Raw genomic sequence first — 16,055 nt, 5'->3', positions numbered from 1 at the left:
CCAGAGTTCACGTTGGTGAAGCCTTCGGGCGAGACGGCAGTCAGCCTGGCAAGTTTGATTTTTCGACTGAACGAACTGCCAGCGAACGCACCCTTGCGCAAAGACGGTCCCGTCTCGATATAAAGTTCGCCCCGCTCTCCGCGTCTCCTCCTCAGTCCACGGGATCGACTTCATGCAAAAATCGCTTCACCTGACCGCCTTCATGCGTCCCGTCAGCCTTCATACCGGCGCCTGGCGCTATCCTGGTGCTTGGGCGGATGCCAACTTCAACTTCAGCCATCTGAAATCCTTCGCGCAGGCATTGGAGCGAGCGAAGTTCGATGCTTTCTTCATGGCGGATCATCTGGCAGTGCTCAACATGCCTGTGGAAGCCTTGAGGCGTAGCCACACGGTAACGTCTTTCGAGCCGTTCACCCTCTTATCGGCATTGGCAGCCGTCACGGACAGGATCGGTCTTGCGGCAACCGCCTCGACGACCTTCGACGAGCCCTACCATGTTGCCCGCCGGTTCGCCTCTCTGGACCATATCAGCGGCGGGCGCGCCGCGTGGAACATCGTCACGACTTCCAACCCCGACGCCGCTCGCAATTTTGGCCTTTCCGATCATGTGGAGCATGGCGAACGATACAAGCGTGCCCGCGAATTTTTCGATGTTGTCACAGGACTGTGGGACAGTTTTGCCGACGACGCGATGATCCGCGATCAGGAAAGCGGCATCTTCTTCGATCCGGACAAGATGCATGTGCTGGATCACGAAGGAGAAGAATTCAGCGTGCGCGGCCCGCTCAACATTGCCCGACCGGTCCAGGGTTGGCCGGTCATCGTCCAGGCGGGCCAGTCGGAACCCGGCAAGCAACTAGCGGCGGAAACGGCCGAAGTCGTCTTCGCAGCACCCCGTGATTTTGAGACCGCCAAGGCGCTCTATGCCGACATCAAGGGCCGCATGCCGACCGTTGGTCGCGACCCCGCGCATTTGAAAATTCTTCCCGCCGCAATGATCGTGATCGGCGACAGCGTGGAAGACGCAAAAGCTAAACGTGCCAGGCTCGATAGCCTTGTGCATTACGAAAGCGCGATCGCCTCCCTCTCCATCGCGCTTGGCCACGATGCTTCCGGCTTCGATCCCGACGCCCCTCTGCCTGAAATCCCTGAAACCAATGCCAGTAAGAGCGGACGTGCGCAGGTGCTGCGGCTTGCCGAGCAGGAAAAACTGACAGTGCGGCAACTGGCACAACGCTACGGCGGCTATGCGGGACTGGCCTTCATCGGCACACCGAAGACGATTGCCGACGAGATGGAAACATGGCTTGCTGAAGAGGCGGCGGACGGTTTTACCTGCGTCTTCCCTTTTCTGCCGCAAGGCCTGCAGGATGTGACGGAGAAGTTGGTGCCGGAATTGCAACGGCGCGGTCTGTTCCGTACCGACTACGAAGGCACGACCTTGCGCGAGCACCTTGGCTTGCCACGACCAGCCAATCGCTTTTTTGCCTGATCTCCGGCCCGCGTTCGGACAGCCTTTTCGTGAGGGCTCCCTCGTGGAACAAGCGGGCAACGAAGACAGTCGGCTCATTCAATGTCGTGCTTGCCAGCGCGATGAAAGCCTGTCAACTCATGGGCGCTACGGTTGATGAGGTGAACTGTGTTCCCTTCCAGATCTTCGATGCATCGGCATCTGGAAAGAGCAGCCGCAGGTGACCGATGATTTGCCCAGCGCGCGGATCTGAAAGACGGTAGAGAACCGCTTTCGCCTGTCTCGCTCCCACGATAATACCAGCGTCCCTCAACTCGCCAATCTGCTGCGACAGGGTCGGTTGATGCACGTCAAGAATCTCTTCCAGTTCACCAACGGTGCGCGCGCCTTCCATCAAGACACATAGGATGGACAGGCGTACCGGGTTGGACATGGCTTTCAAAAAATCGGATGCCGCACCGATCGCGCGGCATTTCACCTTCGGTGGGTGCGGTCTACGTTCATTCCCGTTACCTGACGCTTGCATGCTCACTCTCCTCGCTCCCAATCTTAGAAAAATTTTCCGTTCGCCCCTCTGGGAAGAGGGTTGAATTCCTCGCGCCCTTCACTCTATCATTATATAAATTTGTATAAAGAAGATCAATAAGGGGACGCATTTTGGTTTTCAGGATCGGTCATCATCCGAATAACCTCCATCTCACCTTGGCCTCTCGCTGGCCGGGCGCATTTTCAACCATGAAACCGGAGTTTGTCGCCTATGATGAAGGCCGAGAGACCGGCGCGCGGCTGGCAAGGGGTGAGTTCGACATCAGCGGTACCGGGTCGACGCCGCCGATCCTCGCAAAAGCATCCGGGCTTCCTGTCGTCTATGCGGCTGCATCTGCGCCACGGCCGACGAATGGTGCGATCCTCATCTCGAAAACCAGCGACATCAATGCGGTCGCGGATTTGAAAGGCAAGCCGATCGCCCTCGTCGATGGCTCCTTCTTGAGCTATCTTCTGGCTAAGCAACTCGAAGAGATCGGACTGCGCCTGACGGACACCATTCGCCAGGATATGTCGCCCGGTGAATCTCTTGCGGCGTTGCGCGATAACGCCGTCGCGGCTTGGGTTGCGATGACCCCGCATCTGGAGCAGGTTCTCGTCAGCGGCGAATTTACCGTTCTTGCGCGATGCGGGACACTTATTCCCAATCGCTCAACCTTCTGGACGATCGAAAATCGCGGACTGACCGAGACAACCCTGGAGGACTTCACTGGCGAGTTGAAACGTCTCGGCAGAGAGATCGCCAACGATCCGGAAAAGGCCGCCGAGCTTCTGTCCCCCTCTGGCGAAGAGGCTGAACGGCGCGCATGGACCCGCGTGGTTTCCGAGCGGAACTGGCAGGTGGATGGAGCCGACCAGGCGCTGCTGCGCGAACAGCAGGAAGAGGCCGACACACTCTTTCACCACGGCGACCTTGATACGAAACTGACTATCTATCCGGTAGACAAGGGAGATCTCTGACATGAACGTGCTCTGGTACATGTGCGCGCCCGATGGCGCTTATCCCTGGAAGCCGGAAGGCTCCCGCACTATCGAGTATGGCTATTACAAGCAGCTCGCACAGGCCTATGACCATCTGGGCTTTACCGGTGCTCTATTCGCCACGGGTGCGCATGACGTTTGGCCGCTCGCCAGTGCCCTCCTGCCCTACACAGAGCGAATTAAGTTCCTCGTCGCATTTCATCCCGGCCTGATCGCGCCCACCCTTCTTGCAAAGATGGCTGCGACATTTCAGGAGTTTTCGAACGGCCGGTTGATGCTCAATGTCGTCTCCGGCGATGCCAAGATGCTGGGTGCCTATGGCATGATGCTGCCGCATGACGAGCGCTATGCGATGGCCGATGAGTATCTTGCCATCTGGCACCGGCTGATGGCGGGCGAGAGCGTCACTCACAAAGGCAAGTATTTCCAGACGGAAGGGGCCAAGCTGGCACTGCCAGCAGGCACCTCCATCCAGCCGCCGCCGCTCTGGTTTGGCGGGTCTTCGGACAGCGCCATGGACGTCGCAGCCAAGCACGTCGAAACCTATCTTTCCTGGGGCGAGACACCCGAGCAGATGGGGGAGAAGGTTCAACGGGTCAAGGCAAAGGCTGCCGAGTACGGACGAGAGCTCAACTACGGGATCCGCCTCTACGTCATCGTCCGCAAAACCGATGAAAAGGCCTGGGAGGCCGCGGCCGACCTCTACGATGAGATGGACGACGCGGCGATCGCGGCAAACCAACGTTTCGTCTCCAACACGGACTCGGTCGGCCAGCAGCGTATGAGCGCCATGCATGGCGGCATCAAGCCTGCCAATCTGCGCGATCTGGAGATTGCCCCCAACCTGTGGGCAGGTGTGGGCCTCGTTCGTCCAGGTCCAGGCACGGCCATTGTCGGTTCTCCCGACACAGTGATCCGCACGCTCGAAGCCTACCAAAAAATCGGCGTCGATACCTTCATTCTATCGGGCATGCCCCTGCTTGAAGAGGCCTATCGCTTCGGCGAACTGGTACTACCGCGCCTTCCCGTGGCGCGCGTGACACCGGAACGCAAGCATTTCACATGGTCCACCCTGTTCGACCGGGACCTCAGCGGAAAGCCTGCCAATGTCTGACACAGTGGCATCAGCGCAAGACAAGCGGCAACGGGCCGACCAATCCGCCAGGCCGAGGAATGCAGACGGTCGGCTATGGACGATCGGCGCCCGTATCGCATCTCCGATTGCGCTCATCGTCATATGGCAAGTTGCCAGCACCGTCGGTCTGTTGTCCCCGCGCATACTTGCAGCCCCGAGCGATATCGTCGCGACGGCGGTTCGTCTGATCGAGTCCGGAGAACTTATCACAGGGATTGCTGTTTCTTTTTTGCGCGTCGTGGCCGGGTTTTCGATCGCGGTCTTCGTCGGCATCACGCTTGCGCTTATTTCCGGCCTCTCACGGCTCGGTGAAGCTGTCATCGATCCGCCGATCCAGATGCTGAAAGCCATGCCTTTCCTCGGCCTTCTTCCGCTTTTCATTCTCTGGTTCGGTATCGGCGAAGCGCCCAAGATCGGTCTCGTTGCCTTCGGTGCAATCTTTCCGATCTATCTGACGCTGCATGGCGGCATCCGCGGCATCGACAGGAAGCTCATAGAAGCGGGCCAAACACTCGATCTGGGCACCCCTGGCATTATCCGCCACATCATCATTCCAGGCGCGCTGCCGTCGCTTCTGGTCGGCATCCGCTACGGGCTGAGCGTCGCCTGGCTCAGCCTTGTGGTCGGCGAGCAGATCAATGCCTCGAGCGGCCTCGGCTACATCATCACCTATGCACGCGATTTCCTGCAAACCGACGTCATCGTCGTCTGCCTGCTGGTTTACGCGATGATGGGTCTTTTGACGGATGGACTGGTGCGGATGATCGAAGCTTATGCACTACGCTGGCGCCCGCAGGTGATCGCATGAGCAATCTTGTCGACATCAGACAGCTTCATCGCTCCTTTGGCGGACCGGCCATCCTGGACGGCATCGACCTGACCATCGCGCCGGGTGAATTCGTTGCGCTTCTGGGTCGCAGTGGATCGGGAAAATCGACGCTGCTGCGGGTGCTATCAGGCCTTGACGCCGCTCCTGCAGAAAAACTGGAGATTCCCTTGAGGCGTTCGGTGGTGTTTCAGGAGCCTCGACTTCTTCCGTGGAAAAGCGTCATGGACAATGTCGCGCTCGGCGTGAAGACGCCGGACTCCCGTTCGCGCGCCAGCCAGGCATTGGCGGATGTCGCGCTGTCTCACCGGCAAGATGCATGGCCTCTGACCTTGTCGGGAGGCGAAGCACAGCGGGCAGCGCTGGCGCGTGCCCTGGTGCGCGAGCCCGCTCTTCTTCTTCTCGATGAACCCTTCGCGGCCCTTGATGCGCTGACCAGATTGCGCATGCACGATCTGGTTTTTGAATTGTGGCGCAAGCACAAGCCCGCCGTGTTGCTCGTCACCCATGATGTATGGGAAGCCGTCGCGCTCGCCGATCGCATTCTTGTTCTCGATCAGGGGCGTATCGCGCGCGAAATCCGCATCGATGCTCCCCATCCTCGGCGCCGAAGCGATCCTCAACTGACGCTTGTCGAAACCAAGCTCCTGCAAGAGCTAGGCGTCGAACCGTCCCATGCCTGAAGCCAAACCTCACTCCCTAGCCGAAGCGGCAGACTGGATATTATGATGTTTACCAAGCGAAAGTTGTTATCCGCCCTCGTTGTAGCGGCGTCGGTGACGTGCCTTATCCCTGCGGCTCAGGCAGCAGACCAAACGATCCGCATCGGCTGGCTTCGCGGGCCGAACGATATTACCTTGGCCAAGTCGCGCGGCACCTTGGAAAAAGCGCTCGCCGAAAAGGGCATTAAAGTAGAATGGGCTGGCCCCTTCCCCGCAGCAGCTCCCGCTTTCGAAGCGCTCAACGCTGGCAGCATCGACATCACGGCAGGCAGCTCGACATCGGCGATTGCTGCCTTGTCGGCTAAAATTCCGCTGGTCATTTTCGCCTACCAGAAAATGTCTCCGGGTGCTGAAGGCATCGTGGTGAAAAAGGACTCCGGCATCGCCTCGATCAAGGATCTTGCCGGCAAGAAGGTCGCCGTCAATCGGGGTGGTACCGGTGAATATCTCCTGATGCAGGGTCTGCAGACCAATGGTGTCGACCCGAAAAGCGTCGAGCGTGTGTACTTGAGCCCAAGCGATAGCGGGCCGAGCTTCACCCAGGGTCACGTCGATGCCTGGGCGACATGGGACCCATTCCTGACCATCGCGGAAACCGCCTATGATGGGAAGGTGGTTGCCGATGGGGCGGCGATCAAGTCGGACAATGCCGTCGTTCTGGTTGCCAGCAAGGAGTTTGCCACGTCGAAGGCAGACCAACTCCAACTCGTCTTCGATGTTATCAAGTCCGAGAACGCCTGGGCCGTCGCCAATAAGGAAGAAGCTGGCACGGTGTGGGTCAAGGAGATGAATGTCCCGAGCAATCTCGCGGCAAAAATTGGCGAGAACAACGCCGTGCCCACCACGTCCGTGACCGATGCGGACGTCAAACAGATTGGAGCCGTCGCTGAATGGTATGCCAAAAGCGGCATCATTCCAGCACTTCCGAATGTTAAGGACAGTGTCGTTTCTCTCAAATGACGGCCGGCGGTAAGTGAGCCGCGTCTGTCGCGGCTCTTTCCATGAAATCCCAAATTCCGGGCGACCACCTTTAGGCGTGACGCATCAGTCAGCAATACCAGTCATCAGCTTGTCCAAGGTGATGGGGAGATCGCGAACGCGAATCCCTGTAGCGTTGTAAACCGCATTCGCAACGGCCGCACCGACCCCGGTTATACCAATTTCACCGATACCGCGCGCGCCCATCGGCGCTTGCGGGTCGGGCTTGTTAGTGTAGAGGATTTCGATTGCCGGGACGTCCATCTGCACTGGCACGTGGTAATCCGCTAGCGATGCGTTCACGACGCGCCCGGTCCGCTCATCGAAGTTGGTTTCTTCGGTTAGCGCGAGACCAATGCCCATGATGATGCCACCCTTGAACTGGCTGGTTGCCATTTTGTGATTGAGGATCTGCCCTGCGTCGAACGAACCCAGGAAGCGGGACACGCGGGCCTCGCCTGTCACCTCACTCACACGCACCTCGCAAAACTGCGCGCCATAAGAGTGCATCGAAAAGGCCTGCATTTCTGCAGGCGCGGGTGCTTCCGCCTCGCAAACGACGTCTTCTCTCCCAGCTCTTTCAAGGATCGATCGATAGCTTTCGAACCGGCTGCTGTCACTGATATGCGCCAGCCCACCATCTCTGGTCTCGACATCCGCAAGCGAAAGGCCAGCAAGGGGAGAGTCGTTGCCGGCGAGTTTGATCAACTCTTCGACAAAGACTTCGGTTGCCGCGATGATGGCGCCGCCGATGGATGCAGTCTGCGTCGAGCCCCCGGCGATCACGCCCCTTGGCAGTCGGCTGTCGCCATATTCAAAAGTGACATGATCAAGTGGGAGACCCAAGCGGGCAGCAAGGTGCTGTACCTGAGCGGTGGCCGTTCCCATGCCCATGTCATGGACAGCAGTCGAAACCGTAACATGGCCGTCCGCCGTCAGCCTGATCCGCGCCGCACCACCAGGAAAACGATGGTAAGGATAGGTCGCAGTCGCGCATCCCATGCCGATGAGCCACTCGCCTTCGCGTCTTCGACGCGGCGTCTGGCTTCGCTTACTCCAACCGAACTGCTCCGCGCCCTTCTCATAGGCTCCAATGAGATAGCGGGAAGAGAATGGCTTTCCGGTCGTTGGATCCGTCTCCGGCTCGATCCGCCGACGCAATTCAATGGGATCAAGCCCCAGTTTTTCCGCGAGTTCATCAAGGGCACATTCAAGCGCGAAAGTGCCGACGGACTCTCCCGGCGCGCGCATGAACGTGTTCACCAGCATGTCCAGGTCTGCCACATCCTGTCCGATCCTGAAGTTTCTGGCGCCATAGAGATGGCGAGCAGGAAAAGTAAATTGCTCCGGACAGGAATTATGTGGCGTCATCGCAGCAGTACCGGTGTGGATCAGCGCATCAAGCGTCCCGTCGGTTCGTGCACCCAAGGCCACGCGCTGTTCAGTCACCGTGCGTCCGCCGATGATCCGGAACACACCCTCGCGCGACAGGACGATGCGCACAGGCCGCCCTGCAAGTTTCGCCGCCGCGCAAGCCAGGATCTGATGATCCCACAAGCACTTACCGCCAAAGCCCCCACCAACGTAAGGCGAGGTCACATGAACCTTGCTGATATCGAGGCCGAAAATATCCGCCATTTGTCCCGTGGTCAGGTCAAGCAACTGGCTGGCATCGTGGACGCGGAGTTCGTCATCGTTCCAGACAACCGTCGCCCCATGCAACTCAATGGCGTTGTGGTTATGACGTGGTGTTCGGTAGACGAGATCGACCTTGACGTCTGCATTCGCCAATGCAGCCTCGGCGTCGCCAATTTCAACCAGCGGGGGCTGACCGAGCAGGTTTTCGAGTTGCCTTGGCGATTTTTTTGCTTCTTCGAAGGACAGGACCGCGGGCATCAGTTCATACTTCGCCTCAATAAGCGATGCAGCGTAATCCGCCTGCTCCTGTGTGTCGGCAAGCACCAAAGCAATCGGCTGACCGTTCCAATGGATTTCGTCGTTTTGCATCACAGGAAGATCGCTCGCCCCGGCGGCTGTCGGAGATGACATCATCAGCGAGGGTGCCTTCATCCTCGGTGCATTCTTATAGGTCATGACGAGAATGACGCCGGGTGCGGCTTCTGCCGCACTGACATGCAATTCGATGATGCGACCGCGCGCAACAGTACTGAAAGCAAGGGCTGCATAGCAGATATTATCGTAGGGAAATTCCGCCGCAAAGCGCGTTTTTCCCTGGACCTTCATTGGGCCTTCGATGCGCGATACGGACTGCCCAAGCGATCCATGTTTTCGCAAAAGCGGGTCACTGGTAACCGCGGGTTGCCAGCGACCTTGTCTAGCTGCATCAGGTAGGATCTTGGTGTCGGAGCTCATGCGTTCTCTCCCTTCAATTCTTCAAGAACCGCAACGATGGTGCGCTTTGCCAACTCGATCTTGAAAGCGTTGTCTCGCAAGCCAATCGCGTCAGCGAGTTCCGCTTCGGCGGCGGCACGGAAGGTATCGGCGGTAGCGCTCTGACCTTTCAAAATCGCTTCGGCTTTAAGTGCCCGCCAAGGCTTGTGTGCCACGCCACCAAGAGCCAGCCTGACATCCTGCACTTCGCCAGCTCCATTGATATCGAGGGCAGCGGCAACGGAGACGAGAGCGAAAGCATAGCTCGCGCGATCCCTTACCTTTCGATAGGTGGATCGATAGCCAAAAGACAGCGGAGGAATTTCCACCGCGGTGATGAGTTCATCCGGATGCAACTCTGTTTCGATCTCCGGCGTCTCGCCGGGCAAACGGTGAAGATCCTGCAAACGCAGTTTGCGCGTGCCTTTCGGCCCTTGGAGATGGACCACCGCATCTAGGGCGACAAGTGCGACACACATATCCGAAGGATGCGTCGCGACGCAGCTTTTCGATGCGCCGAGGATCGCATGGTAGCGATTAAACCCTTCCAGGGCATCACAGCCGGAATTCGGTTGGCGCTTGTTACATGTGGCGGCATTGTCATAGAAATACCGGCACCGGGTGCGCTGAAGAATGTTGCCGCCCACCGTTGCGACATTTCGGATTTGCGCGCTTGCACCCGCCAAAATGGCGCGGGAAAGGGCCGGAAATTGCGACCGCACGACCGCGTGCGTGGCAAGCGCCGTGTTCTTTACTCCGGCGCCAACCAGAAGGCTGCCATCTGCCCGCAATTCGATCGTGTTCGAAAGCTGCGTAACATCAATCAGCGCTTCTGGTCTCTCGACCGTCTCACGCATGAGATCGACAAGGTTGGTACCGCCGCCCAAATATTTGGCTTTTGGGCCGACCTCTTTGAGCGCGACGGCCGATACACCGTCCGTTGGCTGGTGATAGGAGAAAATATTCATGCCGGTGCCCTCTCGCTGACTTTGACCGACCTCTGCTCGAGCAGCGTTTCCGAAATGGCTTCAACGATGCCGTTATAGGCGCCGCATCGACAGAGATTGCCGCTCATGCGCTCGCGAATTTCGGTTTCGTCGAGGATGATGTGGTCGCTTGCAAGATCGGCAGTGACGACGCTTGGGATATTTCGTTCAATTTCGCCCACCATGCCAACGGCGGAACAGAGCTGTCCGGGTGTGCAATATCCGCATTGAAACCCGTCATGCTCTATAAAGGCTTTTTGCAATGGATGAAGGCTGCCGTTCGCAGCAAGGCCCTCCACTGTCGTAATGTTTCGGCCTTGATACTGGACGGCCAACGCGAGACAGGAGTTTATCCGCTCACCGTCCACCAACACGGTGCATGCCCCGCACGCCCCCTGATCGCAGCCTTTCTTCGTGCCGGTCAAATGGAGATAGTTGCGCATGAGATCGAGCAGCGAGGTGCGGATGTCCGCCTCGACCTCCATTGCCGTTCCATTGATGTTAAATCGCATTGCAGATCTCCTCATCTTAAGGTCCGCGATGAACGCGTCTCCACGGCCTGTGTGAAACTTCTCATCCTGTTTCGTCGTGGCGTTCCGTCGAAACGATCGATGCGACGGTTTGTGCCTTGCTTTAGTTGTGCGTCGAAAAGGATTGCCGGGTGGCGGCGATGTCGGCGATGACAGAAAGGGCCAGAGACTGAGCGTCTCTTGCTCCAGCGAAAATGCCGATCGGGGCCTTGATCCGCGCGATGACCTCAGCCGAATGGCCACCTTGCAGCAATTGCTCTACTCGTTTCTGATGCGTGCGCGAACTGCCGAGAGCGCCTATGTAAAAGGGCGATGCAGCGAGCGCAGCCTCAAGGACAGGTATTTCTCGATCCAGGTCATGCTGCAGAAGTGCAACCGCACTGTGTGAATCAATCAGCGCGCGGTCGGGCGGAAGGCTGGCCGCATCGTCAAAGAAAATGACGTCGTATCCCGCGGCTTTTGCGACACTGGCCGCTGTTTCGACCTCGAGCGTATGCCCCGATAAAATCACGCGCACTGAAGGCCGGTAACAGGTGACAAAGGCATCCCCATCCCAACCGGTCCGACAGCGCTCTGTGGTGACCGAAAGTTGTTCATGGCGCGGTGCGTAGCGCAGCCATGCGGTTTGACGGCTGTCGACGAGGCTGATGGTGGAACGGAGCGGCTCGATGTCTTTGACAATGTGGATGGCAACCGTAATGCCGCCTCCGCAAGGAAAAACGATATCGAAGACGCGCGACCCCTCACCCAGCATAAAAAAGCGATCATGTCCGCTTCTTATGGTCTCCAGTGCCTCAGCGGCGATGGCAGCTTCCGTGCAGCCCCCTGAAACATAGCCGCAATAACGACCGTCTTCAGCGACCACCATGTGCGCGCCAAGCGCGCGCGAAGAGCCGCCGCGGATGTCCACCAAGGTACATAATGCGACCTGGAGCCCCGCCTCCTTGCTCTCAATGGCGAAAGCGAGGATGTCATAGGCCGCATCGGTTGAGAAAGCCTTCTGCGTCGGCGGCGATGCAGAAATGCCAGTGTTAAGAGGCAACCAACGACCCGCATCATCGTTGCTCCTCACGGTAATAGCCGATTGCGTCATGAGAGCCTCCGGAATCGTGACATGAAATGGATGGATGACAGCGAAGTTCCTATGGAACTCTTTGGGTGATAGTCGCACGCCATCGTCATTCTCGGCATGACATTCGTCTCTTGGTTAGTTTAAAGAAACGAAGGGCGCATCGCTAAACGGAGGCGCCTCCGTTTAAACTAGTGACTTGCGATCATTCGTCAAGCAATTTCTTATGGAAGGGCTTTTGCGTGCCCAAGGAACGAGCGACATCGGTTGAACCGTCGCCACTGCGTGCAGATGCGAAGCGGAACCGCGCAAAGCTGATCGAGACTGCAGCCCTGGCGTTTACGGAACAGGGCGCGGCTGCGTCGCTGGAAGATATAGCGAGGCGTGCGGGCGTCGGGATTGGCACTCTCTATCGACACTTCCCAAGCCGCGAGCATTTGGTGGAAAGCGTCTATCGCCGGGAACTGGAACTACTGGCAACATCCGCTCGCGCGTTGATGCAGGAAGAAGAGCCTGCAAAGGCGGTTGAAGAGTGGATGAACAGATTTGTCAGCTACATGGCGGCAAAAAGGGGCATGGCCAGCAGCCTGAAATTGCTGTTTACATCGAATTCCGCGCTGTTTGCCGACGGCACCAAGCTCTTACATACGGCATTTGGAGAACTGCTGGACAACGCCGTCAAGGCCGATGCCGTCAAGGAAGATATCGAGGCGGCAGACGTGCTCAACGCGCTCTTTGGTATCTACTCTATACCGGAAGGTCCGGATTGGCGTAATCGTGCGCACAGGATCGTCCGGCTGGTCATGGATGGGTTGCGGCGCTAGCTTCACCAAGCGCAACTTGGACCTGCTGTGATAGTTCGATAGTTGCAGTTCTAACGAGTGTCGCGCGGCACGCTCGAGTCGTCGCAATTTGCCAATTGATGTGGCGTTTCACAAAAGTTACTCTGCCCCCCGATATCTCTTGATTTTCTTCGACATCTTCAATCGCCATATTGGTCGCTGCTGGCGCCTTAAGGCGTTTCAGCCCTTCGCACCGGCAAGATCGGTGACCGGCACCGGATTGGCTAATCTGGCGTCCTTCATCGACGTACTCCGGGCATCGCCCACAGCGGCGCGAAGGTCTTAACGTCTGGGAAAAACCGGTGCAACGTGACTGAGCCGGCAGAATGTCTACAGCGGATGTTGGGCTTTGCACTGCTCGTTCAACTCAGGTGGCTGGCTGCTCCGGGTTCCACAACAGGACGGGGCTCGTGCTCTCATACGCCATACCGTTCGGATAACTGATCGCCTCGAACTGCAAGCCCCAGGGTGCCTGAAAATATAGGATTGATTGGCCGGCGATCGGGCCGTCTAGAATAGGGAGGGGCCCCAGCCGGGTTTCAACGCCCAACTCGTCCAGATAGGCCTTAGCAACGGCGATATCGCGCACATAGAAAGCGATATGAAAAGCGCCTATGTCGCTGTTCTTCAGCTTCAAATCCCGCTGGTCGGGTGCGGAGTATTCGAAGAGTTCGAGGTTTGAGCCGTTGCCACAGCGGATCATGGCGGCACGTTCGATACGAGCGCGCGGATGAACGCCGAGCGCCTCGGTCATGAAACTCCCTTCCGGATCGCCGATAGGGCCGAAGGTGAGCACATGGATGCACCCGAGCACCCGGTCAAAGAAGTCGATAGCCTCATCGAGATTCGGCACCGTAAGCCCGGTGTGGTCGTGGCCGACGAGGCCTGGAAGGCCTTTTGGGGTGGAAGCTGTCATGACACGTCTCCGATCAGGCTGCGGTCTTGTTCTGCGAGTTTAGATGCGGCTCTCACGCGGCTGGCTCAAGCACAGGTGGCGGCCGTGTCAGCCAGCCGTCATCGATCTCGGGAAGCGGGATGGCGTCAAGCAGCAGGCGCGTGTAGGGCGTTTTGGGGGCATCGAATACAGGTCCACACCTCCCCTCCTCCACCACTTCGCCGAAGCGCATCACGGTAACGCGGTCGCAGATCGCGCGGATGACCGACAGGTCATGGCTGATGAAGGCCATGGCGAGACCCATCTCCTGCGACAGCTCTTTCAGCAGATTCAACACCTGCGCCTGCGTCGAGACGTCAAGACCGGACACGACCTCATCGGCAAGCACGAAATCCGGTTTCATCAGCACGGCGCGCGCAATACCGACGCGCTGACGCTGACCACCGGACAACTCATGCGGTGCACGATTCAGCGTCACGGCAGGCAGTGACACGCGGTCGAGAATGCCACGCACCTGACGCTCGGCGTCGCGGCGGTCGCTCGCAAGACCATGAAGTAAGAGCGGCTCCGTGAGGATACGACGAATGGTATGACGCGGATTGAGAGATGCCATCGGATCCTGGAAGATCATCTGCATACGCCGGCGCAAAGGCCGCATGGCCTCAGGCGACAAGGGAGTGATGTCCTGCCCATCGAAACGAATGGTTCCGGCCGAGACAGGCACCAGCTTCAGAAGCGCACGGCCAAGCGTCGTCTTGCCCGAGCCAGACTCCCCGACAATTCCCACTGTCTCCCCACGCCTGATCGACACGTCGACGCCGTGCAGGACACGAACGCCGGTGCGGCCACGACCAAAAAGCCCCTTGCTCGCGCCATAAGTGACTTCGATGCCCTTTGCTTCAAAGAGAAGATCGCTCATTTCACACTCTCCTCTCGGCGATGCCGATTTCAGCGCGCAATTGGCGGAACACAGCTTCGGGCACGGGCTCAAGCCCTGCATCTGGTCTATCGTAGCGGGGGCCAGCAGCGATCAATGCGCTGGTGTAGGCATGCTTTGGTGCCATCAGCAGATCACGGGTCTTGCCATCTTCGATCACCTTGCCTGCGTAGAGAAGTGTCACGCTGTCACAGATCTTTGCCACGACGCCGAGGTCATGGGTCACGAAGATCACCGCGGTTCCATGAGCTTCCTGCATACGACGGATGAGGCGGAGAATTTCCTTTTGTACAGTGACGTCAAGCGCGGTTGTCGGCTCGTCGGCGACAACGAGCTTGGGATTCAACGCAAAGGCCGATGCGATCAGAATACGCTGGCGCATGCCCCCGGAGAGTTCATGCGGATAGGCGTTCAGCACCCGCTTTGGATCACGGATCTGTACTTCGTCGAGAAGTTGAAGTGCACGCTGATGGGCATCCGTCTTGCCCATACCAAGCCTCAGCCTTAGCCCGTCGGTCAATTGCGCCTCGATCCGCCGCGCCGGGTTGAGTGCCGTTTGCGGGTCTTGCGGGATCAGCGTGATGTCGCGACCCATGATATCAGCGAGTTCGCGGCGGGGCATGGAAAGGAGGTCACGCCCCTCGAAACGGATGAAGCCGCCGGTAATCTTGACGGTGGACGGCAAAATGCCGAGCAGCGCTTTGGCGATGGTGGATTTCCCAGCGCCCGATTCACCCACGAGACCGCGCACCTCCCCCTTTTCCAGGGTGAGCGAAACGTCGCGAAGGACCGGCGCGCCGGCGTCACGCGTGGAGATGGCACTGAGGCCTTGAATAGCAACAAACGACTGGGTCATCGGCGCATCACCGGGTCGAGCGCCGTGCGCAGACCGTTGCCCAGTTGATTGAAGGCGAGAGCGGTGACGAAGAGCGCGAGGAGAGGAAAGACGAACACCCACCATCCCTGGTGGATCATCTGGCGGCCTTGGGCGATCATACCGCCCCATGTCGGGATGTCCGAAGAAAGCGACAGGCCGACGAAAGAAAGGATCGCTTCGACGATGACGGCAATGCCCATTTCAAGGCTGACAAGAGCAATGAGGACGGGCGCCACGTTCGGCAAAATCTCACGCCATAAAATATGGCTGCGGGAAAAACCGATCGTCTGAGCGGCCATCACATAATCAAGGCGTGCCTGCGCCATCGTCTCGGCCCGCACGACACGACAAAAGCGTGTCCAGTCGATAATGACGATCGCGGCGATGACCGAGTGAAGGCCTGAGCCCATGACCGCCACCAGTAGTACCGAAAGAAGCACCGGCGGGAAGGCCATCCAGATATCGACAAGGCGTGAGATGACCCGATCCGCCCACCCGCCATACCAACCGGCGGCGAGGCCAAGCAGCGTTCCTATGATGGCAGACAGGCTGGCGGCAACGAATGCAACGGTCAGCGCTATCCGTGATCCGTAGAGCACACGGGAAAGAACGTCACGGCCAAGGTCATCGGTGCCCAGATAGTAGCCGGGCTCTGCCCCTGGATAGTTCACGGGTGGCATGTTGCCCAACATCAGATCCTGCTCGAGCGGGTCTTTCGGTGCGATGTAGGGCGCAAAAAGTGCGATGAGCAGCAGGATGAGGAGGAAGCCGCCGGCGATCACCACCCGCGGTTCACGCAAAAGCGGTTTGATGGTCTTCATCGGCAGACTCCGGAAACGGAAAGCTGTGTCCATGTTGGTTGCGGTCTT

16 protein-coding genes are annotated in these 16,055 nt (G+C 58.5%); 7 read left to right on the top strand and 9 right to left on the bottom strand.

What is annotated here, in order from left to right; genetic code table 11:
* The first annotated feature begins 172 nt into the window (after positions 1-172).
* Positions 173-1,492, top strand: a complete 1,320-nt coding sequence (locus PVA19_RS13065; protein ID WP_274102825.1) for an LLM class flavin-dependent oxidoreductase — start codon at positions 173-175, stop codon at positions 1,490-1,492.
* 112 nt (positions 1,493-1,604) lie between these two features.
* Here the strand turns inward: PVA19_RS13065 and PVA19_RS13060 are convergent, their stop codons facing one another.
* Complete coding sequence (locus tag PVA19_RS13060; RefSeq protein ID WP_082546489.1) at positions 1,605-1,997, bottom strand: ArsR/SmtB family transcription factor; 393 nt, start codon at positions 1,995-1,997, stop codon at positions 1,605-1,607.
* Positions 1,998-2,206: 209 nt separating this feature from the next.
* On the opposite strand from PVA19_RS13060, the gene PVA19_RS13055 reads away from it, so the two are divergent.
* From PVA19_RS13055 to PVA19_RS13035, 5 genes are read left to right on the top strand one after another with little or no spacing between them, the layout of a single operon-like run.
* On the top strand, positions 2,207-2,977 hold the full coding sequence (locus tag PVA19_RS13055) for an ABC transporter substrate-binding protein (RefSeq protein WP_274102823.1): 771 nt from the start codon (positions 2,207-2,209) through the stop codon (positions 2,975-2,977).
* A 1-nt stretch (position 2,978) separates the two neighbouring features.
* Positions 2,979-4,112, top strand: a complete 1,134-nt coding sequence (locus tag PVA19_RS13050; protein WP_274102822.1) for an LLM class flavin-dependent oxidoreductase — start codon at positions 2,979-2,981, stop codon at positions 4,110-4,112.
* Entirely contained in the window at positions 4,105-4,941 is an 837-nt protein-coding gene (locus PVA19_RS13045) for an ABC transporter permease (protein ID WP_274102821.1), read from the top strand. Before PVA19_RS13050 ends, PVA19_RS13045 begins: the two co-directional genes overlap by 8 nt.
* Complete coding sequence (locus PVA19_RS13040; protein ID WP_274102820.1) at positions 4,938-5,642, top strand: ABC transporter ATP-binding protein; 705 nt, start codon at positions 4,938-4,940, stop codon at positions 5,640-5,642. Before PVA19_RS13045 ends, PVA19_RS13040 begins: the two co-directional genes overlap by 4 nt.
* 45 nt (positions 5,643-5,687) lie before the next feature.
* Complete coding sequence (locus PVA19_RS13035) at positions 5,688-6,641, top strand: aliphatic sulfonate ABC transporter substrate-binding protein (protein WP_274102818.1); 954 nt, start codon at positions 5,688-5,690, stop codon at positions 6,639-6,641.
* Positions 6,642-6,725: 84 nt separating this feature from the next.
* On the opposite strand, the gene PVA19_RS13030 is transcribed toward PVA19_RS13035, so the two are convergent.
* From PVA19_RS13030 to PVA19_RS13015, 4 genes are all read right to left on the bottom strand, one after another.
* Positions 6,726-9,032, bottom strand: a complete 2,307-nt coding sequence (locus PVA19_RS13030; protein ID WP_274102817.1) for a xanthine dehydrogenase family protein molybdopterin-binding subunit — start codon at positions 9,030-9,032, stop codon at positions 6,726-6,728.
* Positions 9,029-10,018 carry an FAD binding domain-containing protein gene (locus tag PVA19_RS13025; RefSeq protein ID WP_116494393.1) on the bottom strand — a complete coding sequence of 330 codons (990 nt, stop codon included), beginning with the start codon at positions 10,016-10,018 and terminating at the stop codon, positions 9,029-9,031. Before PVA19_RS13025 ends, PVA19_RS13030 begins: the two co-directional genes overlap by 4 nt.
* On the bottom strand, positions 10,015-10,563 hold the full coding sequence (locus PVA19_RS13020) for a 2Fe-2S iron-sulfur cluster-binding protein (RefSeq protein ID WP_236760379.1): 549 nt from the start codon (positions 10,561-10,563) through the stop codon (positions 10,015-10,017). The genes PVA19_RS13025 and PVA19_RS13020 overlap by 4 nt, the downstream gene beginning before the upstream one ends.
* A 106-nt stretch (positions 10,564-10,669) precedes the next feature.
* Entirely contained in the window at positions 10,670-11,659 is a 990-nt protein-coding gene (locus PVA19_RS13015) for an XdhC family protein (RefSeq protein WP_274102815.1), read from the bottom strand.
* A gap of 218 nt (positions 11,660-11,877) precedes the next feature.
* Between PVA19_RS13015 and PVA19_RS13010 the strand changes: the two genes are divergently transcribed.
* Positions 11,878-12,459, top strand: coding sequence for a TetR/AcrR family transcriptional regulator (locus PVA19_RS13010; RefSeq protein WP_274102814.1), 582 nt, complete (start codon positions 11,878-11,880; stop codon positions 12,457-12,459).
* A 385-nt stretch (positions 12,460-12,844) separates the two neighbouring features.
* Here the strand turns inward: PVA19_RS13010 and PVA19_RS13005 are convergent, their stop codons facing one another.
* From PVA19_RS13005 to PVA19_RS12990, 4 genes are read right to left on the bottom strand one after another with little or no spacing between them, the layout of a single operon-like run.
* Positions 12,845-13,393: a VOC family protein gene (locus tag PVA19_RS13005; RefSeq protein WP_274102813.1), complete on the bottom strand. Its 549-nt coding sequence runs from the start codon at positions 13,391-13,393 to the stop codon at positions 12,845-12,847.
* A gap of 52 nt (positions 13,394-13,445) precedes the next feature.
* Positions 13,446-14,291 (bottom strand): ATP-binding cassette domain-containing protein, encoded by an 846-nt coding sequence (locus PVA19_RS13000; RefSeq protein ID WP_274102811.1) that lies wholly within the window; start codon positions 14,289-14,291, stop codon positions 13,446-13,448.
* A 1-nt stretch (position 14,292) separates the two neighbouring features.
* On the bottom strand, positions 14,293-15,165 hold the full coding sequence (locus tag PVA19_RS12995; RefSeq protein ID WP_274102810.1) for an ABC transporter ATP-binding protein: 873 nt from the start codon (positions 15,163-15,165) through the stop codon (positions 14,293-14,295).
* Positions 15,162-16,007, bottom strand: a complete 846-nt coding sequence (locus PVA19_RS12990) for an ABC transporter permease (protein WP_274102808.1) — start codon at positions 16,005-16,007, stop codon at positions 15,162-15,164. Before PVA19_RS12990 ends, PVA19_RS12995 begins: the two co-directional genes overlap by 4 nt.
* Positions 16,008-16,055: the final 48 nt, after the last annotated feature.

This window comes from Agrobacterium sp. CNPSo 3708 (assembly GCF_028674915.1).
Classification (GTDB): Bacteria; Pseudomonadota; Alphaproteobacteria; order Rhizobiales; family Rhizobiaceae; genus Agrobacterium; species Agrobacterium cavarae.
The sequence above is the reverse complement of the archived record's forward strand: the minus strand, read 5'-3'. Positions and strand labels throughout refer to the sequence as shown.

Excerpts from the sequence above, each read along its gene's own strand:
- PVA19_RS12995 (WP_274102810.1), bottom strand. The coding sequence starts at position 15,165 with ATGACCCAGTCGTTTGTTGCTATTCAAGGCCTCAGTGCCATCTCCACG.
- PVA19_RS13005 (WP_274102813.1), bottom strand. The coding sequence starts at position 13,393 with ATGACAGCTTCCACCCCAAAAGGCCTTCCAGGCCTCGTCGGCCACGAC.
- PVA19_RS12990 (WP_274102808.1), bottom strand. The coding sequence starts at position 16,007 with ATGAAGACCATCAAACCGCTTTTGCGTGAACCGCGGGTGGTGATCGCC.
- PVA19_RS13050 (WP_274102822.1), top strand. The coding sequence starts at position 2,979 with ATGAACGTGCTCTGGTACATGTGCGCGCCCGATGGCGCTTATCCCTGG.
- PVA19_RS13035 (WP_274102818.1), top strand. The coding sequence starts at position 5,688 with ATGTTTACCAAGCGAAAGTTGTTATCCGCCCTCGTTGTAGCGGCGTCG.
- PVA19_RS13060 (WP_082546489.1), bottom strand. The coding sequence starts at position 1,997 with ATGCAAGCGTCAGGTAACGGGAATGAACGTAGACCGCACCCACCGAAG.
- PVA19_RS13040 (WP_274102820.1), top strand. The coding sequence starts at position 4,938 with ATGAGCAATCTTGTCGACATCAGACAGCTTCATCGCTCCTTTGGCGGA.
- PVA19_RS13015 (WP_274102815.1), bottom strand. The coding sequence starts at position 11,659 with ATGACGCAATCGGCTATTACCGTGAGGAGCAACGATGATGCGGGTCGT.
- PVA19_RS13000 (WP_274102811.1), bottom strand. The coding sequence starts at position 14,291 with ATGAGCGATCTTCTCTTTGAAGCAAAGGGCATCGAAGTCACTTATGGC.
- PVA19_RS13055 (WP_274102823.1), top strand. The coding sequence starts at position 2,207 with ATGAAACCGGAGTTTGTCGCCTATGATGAAGGCCGAGAGACCGGCGCG.
- PVA19_RS13020 (WP_236760379.1), bottom strand. The coding sequence starts at position 10,563 with ATGAGGAGATCTGCAATGCGATTTAACATCAATGGAACGGCAATGGAG.
- PVA19_RS13030 (WP_274102817.1), bottom strand. The coding sequence starts at position 9,032 with ATGAGCTCCGACACCAAGATCCTACCTGATGCAGCTAGACAAGGTCGC.
- PVA19_RS13045 (WP_274102821.1), top strand. The coding sequence starts at position 4,105 with ATGTCTGACACAGTGGCATCAGCGCAAGACAAGCGGCAACGGGCCGAC.
- PVA19_RS13065 (WP_274102825.1), top strand. The coding sequence starts at position 173 with ATGCAAAAATCGCTTCACCTGACCGCCTTCATGCGTCCCGTCAGCCTT.
- PVA19_RS13025 (WP_116494393.1), bottom strand. The coding sequence starts at position 10,018 with ATGAATATTTTCTCCTATCACCAGCCAACGGACGGTGTATCGGCCGTC.